Origin of the sequence: Paenibacillus nanchangensis, assembly GCF_046543445.1 — a bacterium.
GTDB classification, from domain to species: domain Bacteria; phylum Bacillota; class Bacilli; order Paenibacillales; family Paenibacillaceae; genus Paenibacillus_AQ; species Paenibacillus_AQ nanchangensis.
In genome coordinates, this window is the sequence record NZ_JBHOFD010000004.1 from 73,579 (window position 1) to 97,345 (window position 23,767).

The following is a 23,767-nucleotide window of genomic DNA, read 5'->3' on the forward strand; positions in this document are numbered from 1 at the left end:
ATCATGGCACTTGACGGCATTGTCACGCGGGCGATTGCGAATGAGCTTCGGCAAATCACAGGCTCCCGCATCAGTAAAATATATCAGCCAAACGATCACGACTTGATTTTCGTTTTGCGCGGAGCCGGCGGCGGGGGCAAGCTGCTGCTGTCCGCCAATCCGACTTACCCCCGCGTTCAATTTACGACCCGCAGCACGCTGAATCCGCCGGAGGCGCCGATGTTCTGCATGCTGATGCGCAAACACTGTGAAGGCGGCGTCATCGAACGCATTGAGCAGGTGGGCATGGAGCGGATTTTGCATCTGTCGATCCGGCAGCGCGACGAGCTTGGCGACGAATCGTCCAAGACGATTATCATCGAACTGATGGGCCGCCACAGCAATATCATCCTCACGGATGCGGGCGGAACCATTATCGACGGCATTCATCACGTCACGCCGGCGATCAGCAGCTACCGCATCGTGATGCCGGGGTTCGCGTATACCGAGCCGCCCCAGCAGCATAAGCGGAATCCGCTGGACATCAGCCGCGAGGATTTCACCGCTCTGCGGCTTGCAGCGTTGGCCGGGGCTAACGGCAATGCGGCAAGCAGTGCGGCCGGCGGCGCCAGTGCTGGCGGTATTGCGGGCAGCGGCGCCAGTGCTGGCGGTATTGCGGGCAGCGGCGCCAGTGCCAGCGGCGTTATGGACAGCGGTACGCACAACGGTACCAGCGGTGTTACGGACAGCGGTACGCACAACGGTACCAGCGGTGGTACGGGCAGCGGTACGTCCAGCGGTGCCAGCGGTGTTACGGACAGTGGACAGGAGCCGGGCACCAGCTCCGATGAAACCGGAGTGCGCCAAGCGGCGGAGAACCCGGTCGGAGAAAACGCGGACGCGGCGAAACGTGCCGCGGCACCGGCAGACCCTGCCGCGTGGATCGTGTTTACTTTTAGCGGCATCAGTCCGCTCGTGGCCGGAGAGATCGCCGCACGGGCGGAGAGTCCGGAATTAGCGGGCCTGAAGGATGCAGCGGTTTCAGCGGAGAGCGCGGATACGGTGAAGGAAGCGGACACGACGGAAGGAGCAGAACTGGCGGACACAGCTGTTGCGAAGCTCTGGGAAGCGTTCCGCTCCGTTATGGAGCCGGTGCGGCAGGGCGACTTTCATCCGGTGTCGGGGACGAACCGGAAGGGCAAGCTTGTTTTTTCAGCGATCCCGCTAACGCAGCTGTCTGAGGACATCACCACGTACCAATCGATCAGCGAATGCATGGAGGACTACTATGGCGATAAGGCCGAACGGGATACCGTAAAGCAGCGCGTCAGCGATCTGCTGCGTTTTTTGACGAACGAACGGGCCAAAAACCTGAAAAAGCTGGATAAGCTGCAGGAGGATCTGGAGGAAGCCGGCGAAGCGGACCGGTACCGGATTTGGGGCGAGCTGCTGTTCGCTTCGCTGCATGCGGTCTCCAAAGGCGACAAGGAAGCGCGCTTGATTAATTATTATGACGAAAACCAGGCCGAAACCGTGATTCCGCTTGATCCGCTGCTGACGCCTTCCGACAACGCCCAGCGGTATTTTAAAAAATACAACAAATACAAAAACAGCCTTGCGGTCATCGACGAGCAGCTGGCCAAAACCCGGGAGGAAATCGCCTATCTGGAAAACCTGCTGCAGCAGCTGGGCGACGCGTCACTGAACGATATCGAGGAAATCCGCGATGAGCTGGTGGGGCAAGGATATTTGCGCGACCGGTCCAAAAAAGGCAAAAAGAAAAAGAAAAACGCCCGCCCGACCCTGCACCAGTTTATCTCGTCGGAAGGCGTGGAAATGTATGTGGGCAAAAACAATCTGCAAAACGAATACGTCACCAACCGGCTGGCCGCGCCAAACGACACATGGCTGCACACCAAAGACATCCCCGGTTCGCATGTCGTCATCCGCAGCTCAGAATTCGGCGAAAAAACGCTGGAAGAAGCCGCGCAGCTTGCCGCCTATTTCAGCCAGGCGAAGCAGTCCAGCAGCGTGCCGGTCGATTATACGCTGATTCGCCATGTCCGGAAGCCAAGCGGCTCAAAACCCGGTTTTGTCATTTATGACCATCAGAAAACGCTGTTTGTTACCCCGGACGAGGCGCTGATTAAAGCCCTGCCGAACACAGTGAAAAACTAACGTTACGCAGTACCGCCGTATAGTTTCTTGCATAGTGGATAATGCAATCCTCCGCCTTCCTAGCGAAGACACGGGGGATTTTTTTTTCATCTTGTCGTCGGTTCTACTAGGGGTTTGGGGTTCTGTTTGGAGTTCTGTTTGGCGTTCTGTTTAAGGTCTATCAGGCTTCCCGTTTGGTTCCCGTCCGATTTTCCGTCTAGGTTTCCCGTTGGACTTTACACTCGGGTTTCATCCAGGGTTCCATCCGGCAAAGACTATTAACCGCCCCCTGACTGCCTGTCCAAACGAAAAAAACCTCCAGAGCAGCTTGCCCGCCCTGAAGGTTGTATTGCAAATTACGCAGCCGGATTACGCCTTTCCCGGTCCGCGTGCGGCCTGAAGGCGCGGCAGCACATCGGCCGGTACGGTTCGTGCGCCGATATCGCCGTGGAACACCACACCCTGCCGTTCGCCGTGGTAATCCGAGCCCCCGGTAACGATCAAACCGTATTCGGCCGCAAGCAGGGAATACCGTTGTTCTTCCTCGTGACCGTGGTCGGAGTGATACACTTCCAGCCCGGATATCGCCGCCCGGTCCAAAATACTCCGGACGAGTTCGTCATCTCCATACAGCCCCGGATGGGCCAGCACGGCCGTTCCGCCCGCTTCCCGGATCCACTCCGCGGCCTCTTCCGGCGAAACTCTGGGGACAGAGACGTAGGCGGCGGCACCTTCCGCTAGATATTTGTCGAACGCATCCCGCATATCAGCTGCGGCGCCCAGTCGGACCAGTTCGTCGGCGATATGCGGCCGGCCGACGCTTTCGCCCGGCTTCAGGCCGCGCCCCGCGATCACCTGCTCCATCGTTATGCCGATGCCGAGCTTACGCAATCTGCCAATAATCGCCTCGTTACGGTGCCCGCGCGCATCCCGCAGCGACTCCAGCCGCTGCAAAAACTCCAAATTCTCAAAGTCCATATAATAACCCAGCACATGAATGTCCTTGCCGCCCGCCCGGGTGCTGATTTCGATGCCCGGAACGGCTGTTATGCCAGCGGCAGCTCCTGCTTCCAGCGCTTCAGCCAGGCCGGCGACGGTATCGTGATCCGTAATCGCAACAGCCGCCAGCCCTTTCTCCGCGGCAAGGCGGACGTTGTCCGCCGGGGAGCGCATTCCGTCCGATGCGCGGGTATGCGTATGCAAATCGCAGCGTCCTTGTCCGCTGCCAGCGCCGTGCGAATCCGCTAAGCTGTTCATCTTCTCGTCTCCATTCTATTTGCTGCCCGCCGTCTGCTCGCGCAGATACGCAAGGAACGTAACCGCGGAAATCGGCAGCAGGGTTGATTTTAAATGCACCGCATAGAACTGCCGCTTAAAAGAAGCATCGGATATATCCACTACGGATAGCAGTCCAAGCGCCACCTCATGCTTCACCGATGAGGGTGACAGCATCGTAAGACCCAGTCCCGCCTCTACCGCCGATTTGACGGCTCCGGTGCTGCCAAGCTCCATGATGGTGTTCACATCACGCGGCTTCAATCCTTTACGGACAAGCTGTTCTTCCATGACACGCCGCGTGCCCGATCCCTGTTCGCGCAGCACAAACGGATGCTCCAGCGCTTCAGCCAAACGCACATCGGTACGCCCGGCAAGGGCATGGCCTCCGGGCACAATCAGCTTCAATTCGTCTTCCATGACCGGCTCAATCACCATATCCGGATGAGCTACCTGCGCTTCAATCAGCCCGAAATTCAGCTGATGCTTCATGATCTCTTCCAGGATCTGCGAAGTGTTCATCACCTTCAGCATGATGGAGATATGCGGATATGCTTTGCCGAACGGCCCGAGCAGCCGCGGAAGCACATACTCCCCGATCGTCAGCGAAGCGCCAAGCGTCAGCCGCCCTTCCAGCTTTTGTGTAAAAGCCGACATGGCGAGATCCGTCTCGCGCATAAGCTCCATACTTTTGACCGCAAAAGGAAGCAGTGCGGCGCCCGCGTCGGACAACTCGATTTTTTTAGTGGAACGGTTAAATAATTTGGTGCCGAAATAATCCTCCAAGGCTTGAATCTGCATCGTAACCGCCGGCTGCGTCATATGCAGGGCATTTGCAGCCGCCGAGAAGCTCCCCCTCTGGGACACCGTGTAAAAAATATGCAGCTGGTGATAATTCAATCTTGTACCACTCCCTGATTCACTTAACCGGCTGATCCGGCCGTCCGTTCCGTCCTACCGATTCCGGATTCAATCCGGAACACTGCTGTTTGTTACCTGCGCCGCTTTCTACGCCCGTTTTTTTTCGGAGGGCGTTTCTCCCCGGTCAGTGCACTTAAGTCGCGCAGCTCGATATTCTCCGACACTCTGCCGAGAAATGACACCACAATCAATTTCTCCGGCACGGCTTCGCCGCCCGCCTCTGCGGGAACAAAGCGGACGACCATCAGCGCGTCCTCATCGACGATATACACATCCGGCCAGCTGTCCGAGTAGGGCTTGACCCGTTTTTGCTTCAGACGCTGCCACAGCCAGAACTCGGGGTCGTTCCCCTCCCGGCCGCCTGTACATATCCGTTCATTAAACCGGGTTTTTGCGTGCCTGCTTACCTCAACGTCGCTGACGCGGCGGCCATCCAGCATGATGTGGAAAGGCTCGTAGTTTCTCTGCTCCGGGTTGCTGCCGTTCATCCGTATTCCCTCTTCCGCCGCCGGCCCCTGTGCTCCGGCCCTTTTTTAACACATCTTACCGTATCGCCCTGCGCTAAACAAGTCAACTTCGGGACATTCGGTTTCTCTTAAGGAGCCATGGGGCGTTCCATTTATCTCGTCTCAGCTGCGGGCACCCGCCCTTACACAGCACCCTGATATAACAAAAGCCCCGCATCCGCGGGGCCTTTCGTTCTTACAGACCGTAAAACCGGGTCTTGTCCTGGGTGTTGCTGGAGTATTCTGTCTTGATCTCGTTCCGGTATGAACGTTCGATCTTTCTGACATAGGGCAGCCTGCGCACATTTTTCATCACTTCTTCCGCACGGTCTGCGTTTACGTACATTACCGCGTAATGCATCCGGCGTGAAATATAGTGCAGCGTTCCGTATTTCTCCAGGTTGCGCGCCGCTTTGACGTCGCTCACCCATATAATGTAACCTGTCCGTTCCGCAAACATGGCGGCATGCCGCCCCCTCTCCTGTTCACCTTATGCCGTTAACCGCAAGAGCATTTGCCGCCGCTGGCGCAGCCGCCCTTCGGATTCGGGTCGTTGCTTGGCACCTTGATGCTGTCCGATACGGAATACGCAATGGTCTCCGACATCGCATGCAGCATGTCATCAAGCGCCTGCTCGGCCTGTTTAAACCGGACCACTTCCTCAAAGCGTTCCATCTCCAGCTCAACGGCTTCTACTTCATCCTTGGCCGCATGATAGTTCGGGTGAAAATGGCCGAACCGCTGCGTCTCCTCGAATAAATCTTTCTTACGCTGAAGCTTCTTGACTAAGGCCTGAATCTCCGGATGGGTCTCTACGCGGCCCTTCCAGTATAAGTAATCCGTAACTTCGGCGGATTGATTGATCATATCGCCCAATTCATAGGCGTACGTCAGCACTGCAGCCATATCGACCGTATTGATCTCCGCTACGCTCATGAACCTCATCCCAATTCTGTGCAGATTTTTGTCTACCCGGCTGGTGTAGACTTTTCTATCATAGCATATCTTGGGTGTGGTGCAGAAGAGTTTTGCGAAAAAGCCCTTCATTCCATCAAAAGCTGCGGCAGTAGGATCTGAATCTCCTTCCAGTCTCCTTCGCCTAGCGACAGGCCGCGCGGGTTCTCCCCGGAGGCGTCAAGCGCGAGGCCGGTCACCCGCCAAGGGCTGCGCGTCATGCCTGCCGGAAGGAACTGACATTCCTCGCCGCCGAGCGACAGGCGCACTTTGGTGCCCCAGTCCAGCGCCTGCTCCATCAGCTGCCGGGAGGTCGAGCGGTGATACATCCGCCATTCGCCGGTCCAGGCCGCCGGAATGCTGCGGAGACCCGGGAACAGTTCTTCGGGGTCAAGCAGCCCGGAAAAGCCCTCCGGTGCGGTGCCTTCGACGGAATGTGCAGCTTTGGTCCGGTTGGCGGGGCTGGCATCAGGGTCGTCCGCGCCGGTTATTTCCGGCGGAACCGGGAACGGGAACAGCCGGCTGCCGGAGCCGTGTTCATCACGGCCGGTAAGTACGCCGAGTCCCGCTTCAGCCAGCTCGCGCCGCACTGTTTCAGCCGCTTCTGGCGCGACCGCAAAATGCAGCGCACCCAAACGGCTCAGATACGGCGACAGGCGGGGATGGCCCGCGATTTGCTCGGCGTCTTCCGCCTGTGTGCAGGAGAGCAGCAGCACCCGGCTCAGCTCCGTACGCCCGATGCCGCGTCCCCACCGCCTCAGCTCGGCATCCACGCCGGGAGGCAGGCCGCCTTCCGCGCGGGCGGCCAGCCAATCGGCGGCCTGCCCGGGCGGAAAGCCGAGCCGGGCGGCGCGCTCCAGCGCCTCACGGCTGAGCCGGAACCGCCAGAGCGTCTCCGCCGACAGGAGTTCGGCGCAGCAGGCCAAGGTCCAGCGGACGGCGGGCGGCACATCCGGCGGCACCCACACGTCGAAGTTCGGTTCGACGATGAACTGGGCTTCCGGAGGCCCCTGCTCGCCCCGCAGCTCGCACCCGGCTAGCGTCCCCCACTCGGCCGGCAACCGCTTAGTCCAGCGAAAAGCGGGCCCGCCGTCTTCAACCATGCCGGTCTCCGCCCAGCCGAAGCCGGCCAGCGCCCGCAGCCAGCCTTCCGCCGCGAGACGCCTCGACTCCCGGGTCAGCCTGCCGTTTATGCCCGCCTCCGCCAGCGCGGCTTCGATGTCCGCCAGCGCGAACCACTCACCGGTCTGGAGAACCGGCCACCGGAGCAGCAGCCGGAAATGCTGCTGCCAAGGGTCGCCGCCTCCAAACCGGTCCCCGATGTACCGGTACAGCCGGCCGGCCTGCTCCGGCTCCGGCTGCCGCAGCCAACCGGCCAGCGGGCCGGCGGACACATGCAGCTTGCCGCCGCGTTCTTCCAGAAGCCCGAGGCCGGTCAGCAGCTCCGCGGCAAAGGCGGCGGCAGCCGGCCCGCCAAAGCGCAGCGCGTCCTTCGGAAGGCCGGCTAGGTGCCGCTCCCCGAAGGACAATGCCGCTTCAAGCTTCGCTGACCAGCGTTTGTGCAGCAGCCGCTTTCCCGTCAGCGGCAGCCCTTCCTCCGCGGCGAGCAGCAGCGCCAGCAGCAGGTCAGCGGCCAGTCCGCGTCCGGCAGGCTCTTCCACGATTACACCGCCAGCTGCAGCGGGCCCCGGCCTTCCGGCGATGAGCAGGCATTGTGCCGCGGCGAGCCGGTCCGCCGGGATCCGGCAGCGGGCCCCAAGCCGGACGTCCCCGCCGGGCACCACCCAGCCGCTGTGCTTCAGCTCGGCCAAATGCAGCCGCAGCTCCGCCAGCGACATGTCTGGCGGGCGGTAGCGCTCCGCGTCGCACACTTCAAACGGCTGACACGCAAACCGTGCGGACAACCCTGCCAGCAGACGCCTGCCGCCGCTGGACAACCGCTCCAATCCAAACTGCGGACGCTCCTTGTCCGCTGTGCCATTTGCCATCATTCCTCACTCCCTCCGGCGCAGGCAAGGTCCGTTTTTTTCGTTAAGGTATCCCCGCATGCGTCAATAACCGCATAATTATACCCCTGGTCCGTCAAAAACTGCCGCCGCTTGGCTGAAAACTCCTGTTCTCTGCTGTCAGCTGTAACCAGCGTGTAAAAATAAGCGCGGTTTGCGCCAGTTTTAGGCCGCAGCAGCCGGCCGAGCCGCTGCGCTTCCTCCTGCCGGGAACCAAAGGCGCCGGATACTTCGATTCCGACTGAGGCGTCCGGCAAATCCACGGCGAAGTTGGCGACCTTAGAGACCACGAGCACCTGAATCCGCCCTTCATTGAACGCATCGTACAGCTCCCTCCGCCGCCGCTGGGTGAGACGGCCCGTAATCAGCGGTGCCTGGAGCAAATCCGCGAGTCGCTCCAGCTGATCCAGGTATTGTCCAATCACCAAAATGCGTTCGTTTTTGTGCTGATCCAGCAGCTTCCGGACGATGAAATCCTTGGCCGGATTATCGGACGCAATGCGGAATTTTTCCTTAGGCGGCGCGTAGAGGTAACGGCGTCTCTGACCGGGCGGAAGCGGCACCGCCACTTCCGTGCAGGAAACTTCGGCCAGCCAGCCTTGGGCTTCAAGCGTTTTCCAGGGAAGCTCGTACCGTTTCGGCCCGATCAGCGAAAAAACATCCCCTTCGCGTCCATCCTCGCGGACCAGCGTCGCTGTCAGCCCAAGCCGTCTCGTGGCCTGCAGCTCTGCCGCCAATCTAAAGACGGGGGCGGGGAGCAGATGTACCTCGTCGTAGATGATCAGCCCCCATTCCCGTTCCTTGAAGATGCCCATATGAGTGAATCCGCCGTCTTTTGCGGACCGGTGAGTCAGCATCTGATACGTCGCCGCTGTAACCGGCTTGGTCCGCTTTCGCTCCCCTGTATATTCACCTACCGATTCCGGCGAAAGCGTCGTCCGGGACAGCAGCTCCCTGATCCACTGGCTGACCGACATCGAGCTGGAGGTCAAAATCAGCGTTTCACACTGCAGCTCAAGGATGGCGGCCAACCCAACGATCGTCTTCCCCGCCCCGCAGGGCAAAACAATTATGCCGCTGCCTTCATCAGCGCTGCAACCGGCCGTGCCGCTCCATTCACCGTTACTGCTTCCGGTCCTGCCTGCCTCTACAAAGCTGTTTATTCCACTCCAACTGCCCCTTTGATCCATGCCATTTCTGCCAGCAATGCTGCTCCTTTGATCCGTACCATTTCTGCCAGCTGTGCCGCTTTCTTTCCCTTTACCATCGCCGTCTCTTTTTCCTATACTTGTCCCGTCAAAATTACTCCCCCGGACGCTTAGTCCGAGAAAACGGCGGACCGCTTCCTGCTGATACCCGCGCAGCGAAAATACGGCCGTGCCGTCGCCTATCCCGTCCGGACCGCGCCAGGCGTCCCCCGCTCCTTCCAGGCCGCGCCAGGCGATGGGAAGCATCCTGCCGTTCTGATAACCGGCCTGATCCAGAACGGGATAACCCAGCGCCAGCAGCGTCTGCTTAACTGAACCCCGGGCCCCCGCCTCACCGGCCATACGCCTTTCTCCGCACCGGTAGAAGCCTTCCGCTGCCAGTGCTTCGGCCAGTTCATCCAGAAGCTCAGGCGTATCAGCTTCGAGCAGCAGGCGGCCAGCCGTTTCCGTTTCTGTTACGGCTGGCAGTTCTTCCATACGGATCAGCCGCAGCCTGCCATACCGGGAAATTTGGCGTTTGACGAATTCTGCGGCAGCGGGCGGAACTTCCCTGCCCGATAAATCAGCAAGCGAGCCAAGCACCGAGTCCTCAGACCAGCCGGAGGCCGCAGCGGTCCACAAGGACAGCGGGGTCAGACGGTAGATGGAGACTCTCAGCTCGCCTGGACAAAGAGCGGGCTCCGCATACGCAGTCAGTATTCTGTAAGCCTCCCGCGAATCCGGATGCCGCCCGTCTACGATAATGGTCCGGTCGGATTGAACAAGACATGGGCCCAGATGAAGCATTTCGGTTTCCTCCTTTCGCAGCGGATGCCGCGTTTCCCCAAAGGTCCCTGGGGGGGGGGCTCCCGGGTTCCCGGGGGCCCTCCTGGGGTCCCGAGGGGGCCCGTTGGGTAACGGCATCCGTACGCAACGGCATCCGTACGGACGCACCCTATGTAAGCAAAGAGGCCCTGGCCTGCCCTGACCGCTTGGCGCGGAGCGGACGGCCAAGGCCGGGTGTTAATGCAGCTGCTGCTCCGAAATGCTGGACAATGCACTGCCAGCTTCATCCGCGTAGACGCCGCGCACTGCCAGGTCGCCTATGGATACGATTCCAAGCAGACGGCGGTTATCCGTTACCGGGAGTCTCCGTACCTGCTGGGAAGCCATCAGGTCCGCAGCTTCATCAACAGACATATCCAGCGAAGCCGTCCGGATATCGCGTGTCATCACGGTCTCTACGCCGGTAGATCCGGAATGTTTGTCGGCATACCCGCGGATGACAAGGTCCCGGTCGGTTACGACGCCGATCAGGGTGCTGCGGTCGGACTCGTCCACAACCGGGATGATGCCGGTGTCGTTGTCCCGCATTTTCACAGCGGCTTCATAAATATTGTCCTGTGGAGTGACTGTAACCACTTGCTCGGTCATTACATCCTTTACCGTTTTCATGACAAAAAACCCTCCTTCAGTATTAGCGCCGCCTGCTCCTGCCGAAGGCAGAGCTTGACGCGGCCGGCCGCTCCGCCTGGGCGGTGCGGCCTAGCCATATACTGGGATAGGTTCTCCGTTTCAATACACTTCTATGCGCTTAAATGATGCACCAGCCTACGTACCTGAATACGCCTTAGCTTACGCTTCAGACAGCCGGGAATCCGCCATCGCAATCAAGAGCCGGGCACCGTGCAGCATCGCTATCTCATCAAAATCAAAACGCGCATGATGGTGCGGATACACCGCATCTTTTGCCGGGTTGCCGGCCCCTACAAACATAAAACATCCCGGAATCTCATTGAGATAATAAGCAAAATCCTCGGCGGGCATCAGCTTCTCCAGCTCCACCACGCTCACATTTTCGCCAAGCGCCGCTGGGGCCACCCGGAAAAACCGCCGGCATTCCGCTTCATCGTTCACCAGCGGCGGGTAACCCATCAAATAGTCAACTTCCGCTCTGGCGCCGTAAGCCTCGGCAACCGCTGCCGCCATCTCCTCGATCCGCCGGCGGATCAGCAGCCTGCTCTCCTCATCGAAGGCCCGGACGGTCCCGGTAATTCGGCACTGCTCCGCAACGATGTTCTGCGCGGTTCCCCCTTGAATCGTTCCCACATTCAGCACCGCCGGGCGGAGCGGATTGACTGAACGGCTGACGATTGTATGCAGCTGCAGGACCAGCGCCGACGCAGCGGCGATGCTGTCAACAGCTACATGCGGCGTGCCCGCATGGCCGCCCCGGCCGATCAGGTCAATAAAAAATTCGTCCGCGGAAGCCATAAGCGGACCCGCCAAACTCCCGGCTGTTCCTACCGGCAGCGGCGTCCATAGATGCAGTCCGTAAATCGCATCCGCTCCCCGCAGCGCGCCTTCCGCAATCATCCCGACTGCTCCGCCGGGGCAGACTTCCTCAGCTGGCTGGAACAGAAACCGCAGCTCTCCCCGCAGCTCGTCCCTTCTTTCGCTGTAGTAAGCCGCCACAGCAAGCAGAATCGCCGTGTGACCGTCATGGCCGCAGGCATGCATCACCCCCGGTTTTGACGAAGCGTATTCGCTGGTCTTCTCATCCTGAATCGCAAGCGCGTCCATGTCCGCCCGCAGCACCACACACGGCCCCGGAAGGCTCCCTTTGATGATGCCGGTTACGCCGTAGCCCGAACCGCTGCGGATCACTTCAAGCCCCAAACCCGCCAGCTTGTCCGCCACAAAATCCGACGTTTCCTTCTCCTGGTACGACAGCTCCGGGTGACGGTGCAGATGCCGGCGCGTGGCGACCATACCGGCAAACAGCTCCTCAACAGACTTTTTCCCCATAATTATCCATTCCCTTCAAGCTCCCGGCCCGCCTGCTTCAGGGTCACTCTGCCAAGGCAAAGCGGGAGACGGGACACTGTGTTCATTTTATTGTAGCAGATCGCCTGAAAACTGGGTATCCAAACGGCTCCCCAAGTCTTGCGCAAGCTTAGGAAACATACTATCATGAGGTAGAACGTGAACAATTTGTTACTATACACATCCAAAACCTTCCTGAAGGGGGACTTATCGCGCATGATCTTTGAGAACACGGGTCTTGTCGGTTTGAAAAGCGATCTCGCTTACTTGGACGAAAGCGCGGAGAAAGCGGGTTTTATCCGCTGGCAGTGGGAGTATTACCGTGCTACATACGATTCCAAAATTGTGGACGATGAGACGAGCGCGGAATACTACCTGCGGATCAATACCCGCGCCGTCGAAAGCAAGCTGGAGAAGCCGGACGCCGTACTGGCGATCGAGGCGGTATATCTGGGCAAAGCGACCTTTCCCCATGGACTGGAGTATGAATCGCCTGTTCCGAAGAAGGTGCTCGATATCGCCGGACGGCGTATCTTGGATCTGAAACAGCTGCTGGAGGCCTAAGAATCTCCATGATGAAGCAAAATGCAAATTCCGCGCCGGCCAGAAAGGGTGCTCCCGACTTTCAGCTGCTGATTTTAACCCTGCTGCTGGTGGGTTTTGGCCTGATTATGGTGTACAGTTCCAGTGCCAGCCTGAATTTCCGGGGGGACTCCCTTTATTTCATCAAGAAGCAGTTCATCTGGGCCGGGCTCGGTACAGCGATTATGCTGGTCGCCATGAACATGCATTACAGCAAGTTTAAGAAGCTGTATGTTCCAATGTTTATCGTTACCCTCTTCTTTTTGACGATCGTGATGTTCATGGGCAGCATCAACGGCGCCAGCAGCTGGCTCAGCATCGGCACGCTCGGGATCCAGCCTTCCGAGCTGGCCAAATTGTCCATTATTTTATACTTGTCCGCACTGATCTCGAAGAAAGGCGAACGCTTCCGTGACCTCCGCACCGGGTACATCCCGGTCATGGTGATCGTTGGTATCGTTGCCGGACTGATCTACATGCAGAACGACCTCGGCACCTGCTTTATTCTGGTGGCTACCAGCGGTCTGGTGATTTACAGCGGGGGCGCCAGTCTGAAGCATATTATGGGTTCGGTGGCGCTGCTTATCCTTGGCGCAGGCATCGTTTTCGGTGTCAAGGCGGGGATTGATGCAGTATCGAATTCCGGCCAGACGGCGGCCGAACAGGATTACCGCCATGGACGGATTGAAGCCTTCCTCGATCCAATGAAGGATCCGGAGGGGACAGGCTTTCATATTATCCAGTCCCTGATCGCAATTGGCGAAGGCGGTGTCGGCGGCTCGGGAATCGGACAGAGTGTCCAGAAGCTCCATTATCTGCCTTATCCCTATACGGATTTCATCTTTGCTGTCATCGGCGAAGAGCTAGGATTTGTGGGCACCTGTATCTTTCTGCTTGTCTATCTGTATTTTATTCTCCGGGGAATTCTGGTCTCCCTCCGGTGCAACGATCCATTTGGCACGCTGGTCGGCATCGGCGTGATGGGCCTAATTGCGATTCAGGCATTCATTAATATCGGCGGTGTCACCAAAACAATCCCGCTGACAGGCGTAACACTGCCGTTCATCAGCTACGGCGGTTCCTCCATGCTGGTTACTCTGCTGGCGATGGGGATCGTGCTTAGCATCTCGCGCGAGAGCAACCGCCCGGTCAAAGAGGAACATACCAAATCCGTCGTTGTCAAAGAGGATCAGCCGCTGCGGGTAATCCGTTCGGCTAGACAAGCCCGTTAGACGCCAGGATAAACGTGTTCATGCACCGGCAGCTCTGCCTTTTTCAAGGCCCGCTGCCGGTTTGTTTTGCCGGCTTTGAGACGTTCCCGGCGAAAAGTGAGCACACGGCCGATGACCGCACTCCATACAAAAAAAGACTGCCGCGATTGGCAGTCTTTTTTTGTATCTGTGCAGCTGTAGTTCTCGGATCTGAATCCGATGCAGGGCCAGATCAGGTTTAATGTTCCGTTCTTACCCAGTCTAGTGTTCTGTCCTCGCCAGGTCTAGTTCCGGTGAGTAAACTGAACCTATCCTTAGGCGATCTCGTCATTCTTGAAGGCGACGCCTTCCACCTTGACGTTCACTTCGACCACGCGCAGGCCGGTCATGCTCTCCACGGCTTCGCGCACATTCTGCTGCAGCATCCGGCAGACTTCATGGATCGGCGTCTCGTACAGGACGATAATCCGCAGGTCAACCGCCGCTTCCAGCTGGCCGACCTCCACTGTCACGCCTTTCTGCACATTTTTGCCGCTGAGCCGCTTGGCCCAGCCTTCGGACAATCCTCCGGACATGGCTGCGATCCCCGGAGTTTCCAGTGCAGCCAGACCGGCGATTTTTGAAACGACATCGTTCGATATCCGGATATTCCCGTGTTCCAGTTGAAGTTGTTCCGCCATGCCATATCCCCCTTACGCTCATTATCAATTATTGTAATTCCTAAACAGGCTAAAAAGCAAATCGTTTCCTTTGTTCGTTTACACCCGGTATTTTTTTGGGTATATTGAGTTAGGATTTACACATTACATATCGACTGGGGTGTGTCTGAAGTGAAGAAATGGATTTCGCCTGCTTTGCTTATTATTACGTTTGCGCTCAGCGCAATCGGACACTTCGCCCACTGGGATCACACTTTGCAATTTGCGGTGTCTGCCGTGGCCGTCGTGTTCGTCGCAGGCTTCCTGGGGAGAGCGACCGAAAGTGTGGCTCACTACGCCGGACAGCGCCTGGGCGGATTTTTGAACGCAACCTTCGGCAACGCGGCCGAACTGATCATCGCTTTTTTCCTTGTCAAAGCCGGGCTGTTCGACATGGTTAAAGCGAGCTTGACCGGTTCCATCATCGGCAACCTGCTGCTTGTGCTTGGTCTCAGTATTTTTGCAGGGGGCATGAAGTACAAGGTTCAGAGCTTTAACGTCACGCTTGCCGGACTCAATGGCTCGCTGATGATCGTCGCGGTAATCGCATTGTTCGTCCCCGCAATGTTCCTTGATACGCATTCGATCACGGAACAGGAAACGAAGACGCTCAGTCTGGTGGTCGCCGGTATCTTGATTCTGTCGTATCTTGCCTGGCTGCTGTTCTCCATGATTACTCACAAAAAATACCTGGAGGATGTCACGGAAGATTCGAAGGAAGAGCTGCCGCACGAGCATGCGCCGGTCTGGTCCAAAGGCAAATCGATTATCTACCTTGTTCTGGCTACCGTCATGGTCGCTTTTGTCAGTGAGTGGCTGGTGGGTACGCTGGAGACGTTAACCGAACGGTTTGGCCTTAGCGAGATCTTCGTAGGCGCCTTCCTGGTCGCCATCGTCGGCAACGCGGCCGAACACAGCGCCGCCATCCTGCTGGCGATGAAAAACAAAATTGGGGCCGCCGTGGAGATCGCGGTCGGCAGCAGTCTCCAGATTGCGTTGTTCGTCGCCCCGGTTCTGATCTTCGCGAGCTATTTCCTTGGCGAAACCATGGACATCGTGTTCACGACGATCGAAATTGTAGCGATTGCCGTGGCCGTATTCATCGCCAAATCGATTACGCAGGACGGCAAAACAAACTGGTATGAAGGGCTGCTGCTGCTGGCCGTCTACCTTATTCTCGGCGTTTCCTTTTTCCTCGTCTAGGAAATCGGTCAGCCGGCCTAACAAGAAGCGCCTGCCGGATCACCGGCAGGCGCTTCTTGTCTGTCTACATATGAAATAAGTACGATCTATCGGGGCTTCGGTATCGCCTACAGGCTATTCCGCCGCACCCGCCGCCTTCTTGTTCAACGCTTCGTACAGTACCGCCAGATTCCGCTCCAGCTCGCTCAGAATCGTCTTGCCGGCCGCCTCGGGCACCAGCCCGGCCCGCACCGCAAAATCCACTTCACGGGAGAAGCCGTACATCTGGGTGTCCAGAACCTCCTCATAGAGAGGGCAGTACCGGGTTGCCAGATTCTCCATCTGTACTTTAATGAGCTTTTGAATTTTATCGGCATCTTCTTGAAGAAGAGTAATGGCTTTCAGGTTAAGCTGTTCCTGCAATTCCGATGAAGTCATCCTTGATCCCCCCCATGTCCCAAAGTTACAGCTGCAGCGCTATTTCCTTTAATATTAGTCGAAATCCGGCGTCAATACAAGAAGCCTTGTCCAGAAAAGCTTCCGGGGCGGGCTGCGGCAAGGAATGACCCCATCCTCACTTCCTGACCGGCAAAAAAAAGGGGTGTCTCAAAAGTCATGAAATGGCTGCTTGAGACACCCCTCGTTTTTGAGTTGGAGATACGCTAGCTAACTCTGGTGAGGACGCTCCGCGAACGGACCGTTGTTCCAATCGCTTTTTAAAGCATCATCGACGAGCACGACAAACTCACCACAGCGGAGAATATGCTCACTCCAACTACTGCGTCCCGTCGTTCACCGGTGTTTTGTTTTGTTTTGTTTTGGTTTGGTTTGGTTTGATGAAAAAAAAGTTCATATTCATTATTTGTACGTGGTACCCACGGCGAATCGTAGGCACTTTAAAGTGGATTCAGGCAGTTTAAATTGAATCCCCGGCAGATCCAGTGGGGATTTCCGTCCGTTTGTGGGTTCATAATGCTTCCGTGATGGGTTACGAAATGCTATCAACCCTGGATCTACACCCTGAATCTACACCTGTTTATTGTCAGATCGATCTACGAATCCTCTCCTGTGACACACCCGCAGCGGATTACCACAGCACGTGATACGGAGGTCTTCGCGGACCCAGCGGCCGTTATTTCTGAAATTCTTGGGCTTTTGGTATGCCTTGCGGACTCAAAGGCCGTTATTCGTTCCAAAAACATCCAAACGATGGATTCTCCGCGTAAATAGGTGCTTCTGAGTCCGCAACTTTGCCAAAACACGGAATAATCAGCAAATAAGGCATTCTCTGTCCGTACACTTGTACCCCTACTTTCTCTGCAGCTACAAAAGGCGGGAAACTGGGATGAAATCCTGAAGCATGCATGCTTTTTTAATAAAATGAAACATTATCGGCGTTTGGAAAGTCACCTGCATGCTAAACACTTTTTCGAAGTGTCCAGCGTTTGGGGACCCGATTCTCCAAATTCATAGTCTCATCTGAAGAGTTGGAGTCATATCAGCTTGCCGTTTTCAAGAAAAGTTGGACAATTTCAAGAATAATAGGGGAGCCTGCCAATACGGTATCTCCATCCAACTGAAGCAATAAGGAGTTGTCCTTTACTGAATACAGCCTGCCTTCCTGCATAACACCGTTGATGTATAAATTGAGAAAGCTGTTACTACCCGCTCCGGCAAATTGGCTGACACTTTTACCATTGTCATTTGTAAATTGGGTGGCTGGAATCGTGAGAGAACCCGTAATATTGGATGGGGCAAAATAAAAATATCTGAAAATCGCAGGAACTACAACAATATTGGAAATGTCAACAGGAGGACCTGCCGGGCCCGTCTCTCCCCGCTCGCCTTGCGGACCTGCCGGGCCCGTCTCTCCCCGCTCGCCTTGCGGGCCCGCCGGGCCCGTTTCTCCCCGCTCGCCTTGCGGACCTGCCGGACCTGCCGGACCTGTCTCTCCCCGCTCGCCTTGCGGACCTGCCGGGCCTGTCGCTCCCCACTCGCCTTGCGGACCTGCCGGGCCCGTTTCTCCCCGCTCGCCTTGCGGGCCTGCCGGGCCCGTCGCTCCCCGCTCGCCTTGCGGACCCGCCGGGCCCGTCTCTCCCCGCTCGCCTTGCGGTCCCGCCGGGCCCGTCTCTCCCCGCTCGCCTTGCAGGCCCACTGGGCCCGTCTCTCCCCGCTCGCCTTGCGGGCCCACTGGGCCCGTCTCTCCCCGCTCGCCTTGCGGGCCCGCTGGTCCCGTCGCTCCCCGCTCGCCTTGCGGACCCGCCGGGCCCGTCTCTCCCCGCTCGCCTTGCGGTCCCGCCGGGCCCGTCTCTCCCCGCTCGCCTTGCGGTCCCGCCGGGCCCGTCTCTCCCCGCTCGCCTTGCGGTCCCGCCGGGCCCGTCTCTCCCCGCTCGCCTTGAGGACCTGCCGGCCCATGAGCTCCCGCCGCGCCAGGAGCACCCCCGGTGCCGTTGTGCCCTGGCTGCCCTTGCGCTCCGCTATCTCGCTGCAGACATCTGAATTCATGAAGGATCTGTTCCAAGCGGGCTTCTGTCACGCCTTGTGCTCTGTGTTTCTTAGAGACTGCACGTAATTTCAGGGGGCCTTTTGCTGCTCTATATTTGTATTTTAGATTCATCGGTCTTGTCGATTTGATTTTTTTAGCCTTCAACAGACCTGTTTTAAGTTTTCTCTTTTTTCTTATTCCCTTTTTCGCTTTGCATTTCTTGTTAACCTGGCAATAACCTGAACGCTTAATGAGTGTCAAACTCATTACCTCCTCCTACTCCGTTTCATTATAGTACGGTAAATGCCCCTATCCGATTAGGCTAATAACTTGGATTTGCAAAAGATTAATACATTCAATTTCCGCAGTGAGCAATGATCGTTGGCCGTGGCGATAGCTAGTATCGTTCATATCGTATAGTAAGCCTGAAATGAAAGGGGGTGAAAAACATGCCGGTTATTAAACCTGTCTATACAGCCGTTTCCACCACTCCGGTTGCATCAGGAGGAACCATCGGTACTGTTGTGACTCCGGCGGCCACTCGTTTTTTCGCATCAGTAGCTGCCGGTGACATTGCCGGGGGAGTTACGACTATTCTTGCTGGCAGTTTTGTTAATGATGATAATGATCCGGTGACAGTCCTTCCCACTTTGTCAACCAATGAGTATTTTAACGTGTATGTCAACGGCGTACTGCAACAGAGTTCTTTGTCCACCGTTACTCCGGCAAGTCTGGTACTCGATACGACTGATATTTCAGTTGGAGTCCCCGTGATTCTTGAAGTAGCCAGCTTTGCTAATGTGACGTCTACGATCACCACTCAGCCTACCATCTCTACGCCGGTCATTACGATCAACACGTAAAGATTTTATGGGTTAAGTGAGGTTATTAACAGAAATCTGGCCGCGGTCTGAATGGGGGTGTCCCAAAAGCCATGAAATGGCTGCTTGAGACACCCCTCGTTTTTGAGTTAGAGATACGCTAAACTGTTTCTACAATCTTAAAAAAAGCAAAAAAAGAAACCATCCTTTGCTAAAATGTCGGTACGACCCAAACATTACAAAGGAGTGGTTTCTTTTGTACATTCAATATACCATGGACCAATTTTGCTTGCCAATGGATCTGGAAGAAGATATCCCTGAAACCACCTCGTTCGTGTTGTGTGAATGCGGCCGTCAATCGGCTGGACGACGCCATCTTTGACGCGTCCTATCCCGGCGGTGGCCGCGACAGCTACCACCTTAAAGTGCTTGCTAAAGTTACGCCTATACTCAGCGGATCTATTCGTCTCGTCAAATCGCTAAAGCCGTGCGAGAGAACCTCCCTTTCATGTGGCTGGCCGGACCGCAGCGACCCGTAAGAAAATTTCGGCAAGATTGAGAACTGGACGTACAGCGAAACCCAGGATACGTGGACGTGTCCCGCCGGAGAAACACTGCATTTCCGCAAAGAGAGCAAGGCGACTCTCCCAAGTGGCTATGAAATTCACCTACATCATTACCGAAGCCATAGCTGCGAGGGCTGTCCGCTGAAGGAACGCTGCACGAAGGCAGCGGGAAATCGGGAAGTGGTTATCAGTCTGGAGAGGCTGCGTTACCAGATTCAGGCTCGAGACATCCGGCGAAGCGAGGAGGGTTATTCCCTGGCCGCACGTCGAATGACGGAACCGGAAAGTGTATTTGGACAACTGAAGAACAACCGGGGCTTCCGGCGCTTTCTCCTTCGAGGCATGGAAAAAGTGACGCTTGAGGTCGGTTGGCTTTCGCTTGCCCATAATGTACTGAAGCTAGCCACAGTGGACCAAAAACGAAGGGCATCTATTCTCCAATAACGGGAGAATAGATGCCCTGCTGTCTTTTCCTGCTACTCAAATAAGTACGGGCTATTTCTGAGTAGAAAGTCTACCTATGAGACAGCCCCCATCTTACATTGAAAAAAATATTAATCCCCAACAACCGTAAAGTTCAGACCGTGTTTGGCAAACACTTCGCTCATGGCCTTCTTCGCTTCTTCAGCGTCCGTACCGTGGACATGGAGCTCATAGCTTTGGCTCGATACAAGCGTCGTGAACAATCCGAGAATGCTCTTCACATCGATGTACTTGTTGTCGGCCTGCAGAACGATCGAAGAATTAAACCGGCTTGCCGTTTGTGCAATTTCAACAATTGCCGCATTGTTACTGGACATAAAAATCCCTCCGCAACGTGATTATCAGTCTGGTCTTGTCTTATCCCTTACATGATACATTGAATCCGCTTACCTGTGCAAGGTGTTTTCTTGTTTAAGTTTACTTGAGGTTCTCAGGATTTAGACCTTCGAGCTCCGGTATGACAAACAGCCCGTCCTTGCGGATCAGCCGGTCGTCAAAATAAATCTCTCCGCCGCCGTACTCCGGCCGCTGAATCAGCACCAGATCCCAGTGAATGGAGGAACGGTTGCCGTTGTCAGCCACCTCATACGCCTGTCCCGGCGTAAAGTGCAGACTGCCTGCAATTTTTTCATCAAACAGAATGTCTTTCATCGGATGCAAAATATACGGGTTGAATCCGATGGCAAATTCGCCGATATAACGGGCGCCCTCGTCAGAATCAAGGATATCGTTCAGCCGCTTCGTATCGCTGCTTGTGGCTTCAATGATTTTGCCGTCCTTGAAGGTGAGCTTCACCTGGTCGAACGTCACGCCGTTATAAAGCGTCGTGGCGTTATAGCTGATCGTACCGTTGACGGAGTCACGGACTGGAGCCGTATAGACTTCGCCGTCGGGGATATTCCGCTGGCCCGAGCATTTTTGGCCGCCGATGCCCTTGATGGAGAAGCTGAGGTCCGTTCCCGGTCCGCTGATGCGCACCTTGTCCGTTTTGTTCATCAGCTCAGCCAGCGCGTCCTGCGCTTTGTCCATTTTGGCGTAGTCCAGATTGCACACGGAGAAGTAGAAGTCTTCAAACGCTTCGGTCGTCGTGTTGGCCAACTGGGCGAGACTGGCGTTCGGGTACCGCAAAATGACCCACTTCGTATGCTTGACACGCTGCTCGCTGTGCACCGGGTGGGAGTAATATTTGTTATACAGCTTCATTTTGTCTTCTGGAACGTCGGCCAGATCGTTGACATTGTCGCCGCCGCGAATCCCGATGTAAGCATCCATCTGCTTCATGCGGTTCAAGTCGATCTCCGCCCACGTCTCCATGCTCTCCTGGGTCGCATGCATCAGCATGCTGCGCAGCACGGTCCGGTCCGTCAGCTGTACGAAAGCGCGGCCGCCGCGTTTGCCGATTTCCTCCACCACCGCTTTGATCAGGTCCCGTTCGTTGCCGATCATTTCCACCAGCACATTTTCGCCAGGCTGCAGGTCGATGGAATAGCCGACCAGATTTTCTGCGAGCTGCTGAATTCTGGGATCTTTCATTATCTCTCTCTTCCTTTCTGTCAGGTGCTCTCTTGGTTAGATAGCCTTATCTATTGTAGCACGCCGCCACAGGAGCGCAAGGTCAAGGACCTCAATATGAACCTTAGCGGTAGCCGTAAAAATCGATCTCCGAAACCAAGGCCTCCTCCGCTTCCCCCCCGGGAGAAACGACTGTCCGGCGCATCGTCAGCCGCTGTGGCAGATTACGTTTTTTGTCCACCGTGAGATGGTACACCAGACCGACCTCCGACTGTTCCAGCCGCTGGGACAGATGATTCCATTCCCGCTTCCAGAGCGCCTCCAGCTGCGGTTCAAGATTGCTGCGGCCCGCCTTCGCAGCGGCAAGGACGTCTTCCATCTCCGCCTCCAGCTCCCGTTTCATCGTAAGCCGGGCCTGCTCAGGCGGCAGCTCCACCCGCAGCACCCGAAGCCCCCGTCCCGCACCAGCCTCCTCTGCAACCTTGAGCTCCTTCATTGTACCAAGCTCTTCCAGCTTCTTGAACGGGTTGAATCCCGCCAATCTGCGCTCCTCCGCCTCCATGGCGCTTCCCGTCCATTTGCCGTCTGTTTTTTTCAGTTTGACATACAGCGGAGCCGGCGATGCAGCCCGTACGCTTGCCTGAGCCAACCGGCCGCCTTCCTGCTCGTCCGGTAGAAGCGTATACATGCTGAGACGGCTGTGCCCTTCCAGCGATCCTCCAAAATACAACGATTGGCGCGTATCCGTCTGTCCATCCAGCACAAGCGCTGCCGCCCCTTCAAAGGTGACAGCGTCACTCCCGGCCAGCCCGGCGAGCGCCCACCCCAGCTCTTCCTTCGCTCCGGCTTCGTCATCAGCGCCGCCGCAGCCCGAAACTGCCCATATAAGTGAAACGGCCATCACCAGCCGGTATCCTTTCCGTCTCCACATTCCACTGCTCATCGTTGGCGCCTCTTTTCCAGGTCATATATGTCGTAGCGTCTCCGCGCCAATGAGAGGTTATTCGGGATTCGCTGAACTTTCTAGTCCGTCCCGCTTTCCTGTCGATCGTGGCTCATCGACTGATATACAGGTGGAGCGGAGCTGCCGCTGCGGCGAATTTGGGACTTCCGGTTGCTGTTATTTTCGGAGTTCTTGATTAGTAGACACAGTTAGCGGATGAACTCCGAAAATAAAGGCAAACGCGTTCGCTCCTCCATCTCCAAATTGCCTCCGTGTCATCCCCGCCATCCTGTATTTCTTCAGTTCGGTCTGTATAGAACGTCGAACCCGAAATAAAGGCAAGCTGCGCTTCTGCAGCTCCAAATTGCCTCCGCGCCAGCCCGCTTTCCTGTCCTTCATAGGTTCATCGACAGAATTGGAGACATGCAGGTGAGTCGGGGCTGGCACTCGCTAGCTCAGTCAATTAGGGCCTGTACGCAAAGCTATTTAAGCCATATCCTCATTGAAATCAACGCCAAAAAAGCCCTGAACATACTCGCTGTCTTGTCATAGCGGGTTGCCAAGCGCCGATAATTTTTCATTTTGTTAAAAAAGCATTCGATTAAATCCGTTCTTTATAAGTATCCTTGTCATAGGCTCATTTCTTTCAACGGTTTTGCTTGCTCGAAATGACGGGAGTTGCATCTTGCTCCTTGAGCAAGGTAACAATGGCATCCTTATCGTAAGCCCAATCTGCCAACACTTGATGGTTCTGTAGATCCAGAGCTGAAAGCGTTTCGTAACCCATCACGGAATCGTGTGCCTGTCCAGGTGTGAATTCAAAGCGTAGCGGGTTCCCCAGTGCATCAGTCACGGCATGAATCTTGGTCGTTAATCCGCTTCGGGAACGTCCAATCGCTTGCTTGCTTTGCCTTGCTTTGCCCCTTTTGCGCCGGCCCCATGCTGATGGACTTGAACTATGGTGGCTCCAACATCATCTACTCAAAATCGGGTTCAATGGTAACGCGCTTCAGGATTTCATCCCAGTTTCCCGCCTTTTGTAGCTGCCAGAGAAAGTAGGGGTACAAGTGTACGGACTGAGGATGCCTTATTTGCTGATTATTCCGTGTTTTGGCAAAGTGACGGACTCAGATGCAGTTATTTACGCGGAGAATCCTTAGTTTGGATGTTTTCGGTACGAATAAACGAATCTGGAGTCCGCAAGGCAACCCAAAAGCCCAAGAATTTCAGAAATAACGTCCTCTGGGTCCGGAAAAACCTCGGTATCGCATTCGGTGGTAATCCGCTGTGGGCAACCCACAGGATGGCATTTAGCATCTGCCGACGGTCTTTAGGTGGTCGGCCTCCTTGTGATTTTCGGGCTGGCGGTAAAAACATCTGAACGACTTGCCGCTCACGGTCTGTTATCTCGTATCTTCATCTCATAGCTCATATTTTACCAGAGTATTTCCTTGATTTTCAGTTTGCGTACAC

21 protein-coding genes and 3 pseudogenes are annotated in these 23,767 nt (G+C 56.3%); 7 read left to right on the forward strand and 17 right to left on the reverse strand.

Features of this window, described 5'->3' with window-relative positions; all coding sequences use genetic code 11:
• Positions 1-3: 3 nt before the first annotated feature.
• Complete coding sequence (locus ACE6ED_RS04015; protein WP_410825679.1) at positions 4-2,157, forward strand: Rqc2 family fibronectin-binding protein; 2,154 nt, start codon at positions 4-6, stop codon at positions 2,155-2,157.
• A gap of 348 nt (positions 2,158-2,505) precedes the next feature.
• Here the strand turns inward: ACE6ED_RS04015 and ACE6ED_RS04020 are convergent, their stop codons facing one another.
• From ACE6ED_RS04020 to ACE6ED_RS04060, 9 genes are all read right to left on the reverse strand, one after another.
• Positions 2,506-3,393 carry a PHP domain-containing protein gene (locus ACE6ED_RS04020; RefSeq protein ID WP_410825680.1) on the reverse strand — a complete coding sequence of 296 codons (888 nt, stop codon included), beginning with the start codon at positions 3,391-3,393 and terminating at the stop codon, positions 2,506-2,508.
• A gap of 15 nt (positions 3,394-3,408) precedes the next feature.
• Entirely contained in the window at positions 3,409-4,311 is a 903-nt protein-coding gene (locus tag ACE6ED_RS04025) for a selenium metabolism-associated LysR family transcriptional regulator (RefSeq protein WP_410825681.1), read from the reverse strand.
• A 92-nt stretch (positions 4,312-4,403) separates the two neighbouring features.
• Positions 4,404-4,820, reverse strand: a complete 417-nt coding sequence (locus ACE6ED_RS04030; RefSeq protein ID WP_410825682.1) for a hypothetical protein — start codon at positions 4,818-4,820, stop codon at positions 4,404-4,406.
• A gap of 214 nt (positions 4,821-5,034) precedes the next feature.
• Positions 5,035-5,298: a YlbG family protein gene (locus tag ACE6ED_RS04035; RefSeq protein WP_410825683.1), complete on the reverse strand. Its 264-nt coding sequence runs from the start codon at positions 5,296-5,298 to the stop codon at positions 5,035-5,037.
• Positions 5,299-5,336: 38 nt separating this feature from the next.
• Complete coding sequence (locus ACE6ED_RS04040; protein WP_410825684.1) at positions 5,337-5,774, reverse strand: YlbF family regulator; 438 nt, start codon at positions 5,772-5,774, stop codon at positions 5,337-5,339.
• Positions 5,775-5,881: 107 nt separating this feature from the next.
• Complete coding sequence (locus ACE6ED_RS04045) at positions 5,882-7,783, reverse strand: helicase-associated domain-containing protein (protein WP_410825685.1); 1,902 nt, start codon at positions 7,781-7,783, stop codon at positions 5,882-5,884.
• A complete protein-coding gene (locus tag ACE6ED_RS04050; protein ID WP_410825686.1) occupies positions 7,780-9,792 on the reverse strand; it encodes a helicase-associated domain-containing protein in 2,013 nt (670 codons plus the stop codon). Before ACE6ED_RS04050 ends, ACE6ED_RS04045 begins: the two co-directional genes overlap by 4 nt.
• Positions 9,793-10,008: 216 nt before the next feature.
• Complete coding sequence (locus ACE6ED_RS04055; protein WP_410825687.1) at positions 10,009-10,440, reverse strand: CBS domain-containing protein; 432 nt, start codon at positions 10,438-10,440, stop codon at positions 10,009-10,011.
• Between the two features lie 180 nt (positions 10,441-10,620).
• Positions 10,621-11,793 carry an amidohydrolase gene (locus tag ACE6ED_RS04060; RefSeq protein WP_410825688.1) on the reverse strand — a complete coding sequence of 391 codons (1,173 nt, stop codon included), beginning with the start codon at positions 11,791-11,793 and terminating at the stop codon, positions 10,621-10,623.
• A gap of 234 nt (positions 11,794-12,027) precedes the next feature.
• Here ACE6ED_RS04060 and ACE6ED_RS04065 point away from each other — a divergent pair, with 234 nt between their 5' ends.
• The gene (locus ACE6ED_RS04065) at positions 12,028-12,375 is read left to right on the forward strand and encodes a YugN family protein (protein WP_410825689.1); all 348 of its coding nucleotides are present in this window, start codon (positions 12,028-12,030) and stop codon (positions 12,373-12,375) included.
• An 8-nt stretch (positions 12,376-12,383) separates the two neighbouring features.
• The gene (ftsW, locus tag ACE6ED_RS04070) at positions 12,384-13,625 is read left to right on the forward strand and encodes a putative lipid II flippase FtsW (protein WP_410825690.1); all 1,242 of its coding nucleotides are present in this window, start codon (positions 12,384-12,386) and stop codon (positions 13,623-13,625) included.
• Between the two features lie 293 nt (positions 13,626-13,918).
• Here the strand turns inward: ftsW and ACE6ED_RS04075 are convergent, their stop codons facing one another.
• On the reverse strand, positions 13,919-14,284 hold the full coding sequence (locus tag ACE6ED_RS04075) for an Asp23/Gls24 family envelope stress response protein (RefSeq protein WP_410825691.1): 366 nt from the start codon (positions 14,282-14,284) through the stop codon (positions 13,919-13,921).
• Positions 14,285-14,434: 150 nt separating this feature from the next.
• Between ACE6ED_RS04075 and cax the strand changes: the two genes are divergently transcribed.
• Positions 14,435-15,505 carry a calcium/proton exchanger gene (gene cax, locus ACE6ED_RS04080; protein WP_410825692.1) on the forward strand — a complete coding sequence of 357 codons (1,071 nt, stop codon included), beginning with the start codon at positions 14,435-14,437 and terminating at the stop codon, positions 15,503-15,505.
• A 114-nt stretch (positions 15,506-15,619) separates the two neighbouring features.
• Here cax and ACE6ED_RS04085 read toward each other — a convergent pair whose 3' ends face one another.
• Together ACE6ED_RS04085 and ACE6ED_RS04090 are read right to left on the reverse strand one after the other, a co-directional pair.
• Positions 15,620-15,922, reverse strand: coding sequence for a DUF1507 family protein (locus tag ACE6ED_RS04085; RefSeq protein ID WP_410825693.1), 303 nt, complete (start codon positions 15,920-15,922; stop codon positions 15,620-15,622).
• 1,060 nt (positions 15,923-16,982) lie between these two features.
• Positions 16,983-18,020 carry a DUF4183 domain-containing protein gene (locus ACE6ED_RS04090; protein ID WP_410825694.1) on the reverse strand — a complete coding sequence of 346 codons (1,038 nt, stop codon included), beginning with the start codon at positions 18,018-18,020 and terminating at the stop codon, positions 16,983-16,985.
• 398 nt (positions 18,021-18,418) lie between these two features.
• Between ACE6ED_RS04090 and ACE6ED_RS04095 the strand changes: the two genes are divergently transcribed.
• The 3 genes and pseudogenes from ACE6ED_RS04095 to ACE6ED_RS04105 all read left to right on the forward strand — a co-directional run.
• Positions 18,419-18,832 (forward strand): DUF4183 domain-containing protein, encoded by a 414-nt coding sequence (locus ACE6ED_RS04095; protein ID WP_410825695.1) that lies wholly within the window; start codon positions 18,419-18,421, stop codon positions 18,830-18,832.
• A gap of 409 nt (positions 18,833-19,241) precedes the next feature.
• A pseudogene (locus tag ACE6ED_RS04100) lies at positions 19,242-19,349 on the forward strand (transposase); the annotation flags it as partial.
• A pseudogene (locus tag ACE6ED_RS04105) lies at positions 19,330-19,800 on the forward strand (transposase); the annotation flags it as partial. The pseudogenes ACE6ED_RS04100 and ACE6ED_RS04105, both read left to right, overlap by 20 nt.
• A 110-nt stretch (positions 19,801-19,910) precedes the next feature.
• Here ACE6ED_RS04105 and ACE6ED_RS04110 read toward each other — a convergent pair.
• From ACE6ED_RS04110 to ACE6ED_RS04130, 5 genes and pseudogenes are all read right to left on the reverse strand, one after another.
• Complete coding sequence (locus ACE6ED_RS04110) at positions 19,911-20,156, reverse strand: HPr family phosphocarrier protein (protein WP_410825696.1); 246 nt, start codon at positions 20,154-20,156, stop codon at positions 19,911-19,913.
• A 100-nt stretch (positions 20,157-20,256) separates the two neighbouring features.
• Positions 20,257-21,372 carry an aminopeptidase gene (locus ACE6ED_RS04115; protein WP_410825697.1) on the reverse strand — a complete coding sequence of 372 codons (1,116 nt, stop codon included), beginning with the start codon at positions 21,370-21,372 and terminating at the stop codon, positions 20,257-20,259.
• Positions 21,373-21,475: 103 nt separating this feature from the next.
• Positions 21,476-22,294: a hypothetical protein gene (locus tag ACE6ED_RS04120; protein WP_410825698.1), complete on the reverse strand. Its 819-nt coding sequence runs from the start codon at positions 22,292-22,294 to the stop codon at positions 21,476-21,478.
• Positions 22,295-22,940: 646 nt separating this feature from the next.
• A pseudogene (locus tag ACE6ED_RS04125) lies at positions 22,941-23,198 on the reverse strand (transposase); the annotation flags it as partial.
• 233 nt (positions 23,199-23,431) lie between these two features.
• Positions 23,432-23,701, reverse strand: a complete 270-nt coding sequence (locus ACE6ED_RS04130) for a transposase (RefSeq protein WP_410825852.1) — start codon at positions 23,699-23,701, stop codon at positions 23,432-23,434.
• Between the last annotated feature and the right edge of the window lie 66 nt (positions 23,702-23,767).